We start from the raw sequence: 2,544 nt of genomic DNA on the forward strand, positions 1-2,544 counted from the left end.
GGCTTCACATCATGAGCAAACTCACAGGCAAGGTCGCGGTCGTTACCGGCGCATCCAAGGGTATCGGCGCCGAGATCGCCAAGTCGCTGGCCGCCGAAGGCGCGTCGGTCGTCGTCAACTACGCGTCGAGCAAGGCCGGCGCGGATGCCGTTGTCGACGCCATCACCAAGGCGGGCGGCAAGGCTGTCGCCGTCGGCGGCGACGTAAGCAAGGCCGCCCAGGCGCAGGCCCTGGTCGAGGCGGCCGTGTCGAACTTCGGCAGGCTCGATATCGTGGTGAACAATTCGGGTGTCTACAAGTTCGCTCCGATCGAAGCCTTCGATGATGAGCACTTCGACAGCCACTTCAACGTCAACGTGCGCGGCACCTTACTGGTCACGCAGGCCGCGATGAAGTACCTGCCCGAAGGTGGCAGCATCATCAATATCGGTTCGGGCGTGAGCAGCATGACGCCGCCGCAGTCGGTGATCTACACCGCGACCAAGGGTGCATTGGATGCCATCACCGGCGTGCTTGCCAAGGAACTGGGACCGCGCAAGATCCGCGTCAACTCGCTCAACCCGGGTATCGTCGAGACCGAAGGCACCCACACCGGCAACATCATCGGTTCGGAGCTGGATACATTCCTGGTCTCGCAGACGCCGCTGGGTCGCATCGGCCATGTCGACGACATCGCACCGGTAGCGGTGTTCCTCGCTTCTGACGATGCGCGCTGGGTCACCGGTGAGATCATCGTCGTCTCAGGCGGCCTGCGCTAACCACCGCAGGATCACTCCGACAGGCTCAGCTCCGGAATGGAGCTGAACCTGGCGGCCAGGAACTCAGTGAAGACCTGGGCTTTCCGGGTCTGTCGACGACCTGCCGGCGACACTGCGCTGATCGGAAAGGCGGGCGGCGAGTAGCCAGCCAGCACCTGCTGCAAGCGCCCCTCGGCAATATCCCGCGCGTACAACCAACCCGGGTTGTGCCCCATCCCGAGTCCGGCAAGTACCGAGCCCCGGATGTGTTCGGCATCGTTGGTACGTATCACCGGATTGCCGTCGACGACGAGGGGTACGCCGTTCTCTGCGAACCGCCAGGCGCGCGAGGCGCCCTGGAACATGAAGACCACGCAAGGCATCGTTTCGATGTCGCGTGGATGCTGGGGAACGCCGTAACGCTCGAAGTAGGCAGGTGTACCCACCGTCGCGAAGCGAACCCCACCGATGCGTCGCGCCACCAGCGACGAGTCGGACAACGCGCCGATGCGGATCGCCACATCGATACCGTCTTCGACAAGATTGGCGTGACGTTCGGAGATGTCGAAGTCGATCGTCATCTCCGGATAGAGGGCGAAGAACTCCGGGAGGTAGGGCAGGACGAAAAAACGTCCGAAGGCCGCCGAGATAGCCACGCGCAGCACGCCCGTCGGAGCGACCTGCGCATGCCCTACCCTGGCTTCAGCAGCATCCACGGCCTCGATGAGCTGGAGGATGGACTCGTAGTACTGCTGGCCAGCCTCCGTGACGCTGAGGCCGCGGGTGGTCCGGCGCAGCAACTGCACGCCCAGCCGCGATTCGATCGCGGCGATCTGCTTACTGACCGTGGATTGGGAAACGCCGCTCGAGATCGCGGCCTTCGAAAAACTGCCGGAATCGGCTACCCGCACGAACAACTGCATGGCATCAAGCCGATCCATAAGTGCTCCGCATCGGGTTCATGAACGTACCGGGCCCCGCTGACTCAATCTACGGCAGGCATGGCAAGGCTGCCAGCCTCGAGGCCGCTCGGTTGAACCCGTTACTTTGCACCCGTCCGTTCACGGCGAGAAGCCCTGGAACGGACTAACATCCATGCGGCCATCGAATACCGAGACCCCGGGCACCGAGTTCAAACGTCCAAGACGCGGCCGTGGGTTCGGCGAATAGTCCTCCGTCTTCAAACAAGGCCAACCGCATGAATGACACCGTTCTCAGCAAGAGCTTTCTCGACGCCCAGCGCGAACGCCTCGTCGCCCTGCGCAAGCAGCTGATCGGCACCGCCGACGACGCAGGCAACGAAGAGGGCCTGCTCCAGCAGACCGCCGGCGGCGAGCCGCAGGATTCCGGCGACGACGCCGAGCGTTTTGCCCAGCAGGACCGGGACGAATCCATCCTGAGTCACAACGAAGGCCGCATCGCCGTCGTGGACCGCGCGCTGGAGAAACTCGCCGAAGGCACCTACGGCATCTCCGACGGCAACGGCGAGGAAATCTCGAAGGCACGCCTGGAAGCGATTCCCGAGACGATCTACACCCTCGAGGAAATGGAAGCCCGCGAGCGCGCCGAGCGCAACGCCCGCTGAGACCGCACGCCAGGCGTAATCCCTCCCCGCCACGGAACAAAACTGCAAGGAGCGCGGGCCCGCCAGCTGTTACGTTGACGGCATGACGTTACGTGTCGGCATCGTGGGCGGTTCCATGGGCGGTCTGTTCGCAGCGAGCTTGCTGCGCGCGGCAGGCCACGATGTGCACGTCTTCGAACGCTCCGTGCGCGGCCTTGAAGGACGCGGCGCGGGGCTCGTCGG

4 protein-coding genes are annotated in these 2,544 nt (G+C 64.1%); 3 read left to right on the top strand and 1 reads right to left on the bottom strand.

Going from position 1 to position 2,544, the window contains the following annotated elements:
- On the top strand, positions 1–758 hold a 758-nt coding region (locus tag AC1DT2_RS20490; protein WP_477298373.1), incomplete at its 5' end, for a glucose 1-dehydrogenase.
- Between the two features lie 11 nt (positions 759–769).
- On the opposite strand, the gene AC1DT2_RS20495 is transcribed toward AC1DT2_RS20490, so the two are convergent.
- Complete coding sequence (locus tag AC1DT2_RS20495; RefSeq protein ID WP_477298375.1) at positions 770–1,678, bottom strand: LysR family transcriptional regulator; 909 nt, start codon at positions 1,676–1,678, stop codon at positions 770–772.
- A 257-nt stretch (positions 1,679–1,935) separates the two neighbouring features.
- On the opposite strand from AC1DT2_RS20495, the gene AC1DT2_RS20500 reads away from it, so the two are divergent.
- On the top strand, positions 1,936–2,322 hold the full coding sequence (locus tag AC1DT2_RS20500) for a TraR/DksA family transcriptional regulator (protein ID WP_477298377.1): 387 nt from the start codon (positions 1,936–1,938) through the stop codon (positions 2,320–2,322).
- Positions 2,323–2,404: 82 nt separating this feature from the next.
- On the top strand, positions 2,405–2,544 hold a 140-nt coding region (locus tag AC1DT2_RS20505; protein ID WP_477298379.1), incomplete at its 3' end, for an NAD(P)-binding protein.

The organism is Luteibacter sp. P4_E6 (assembly GCF_056401535.1).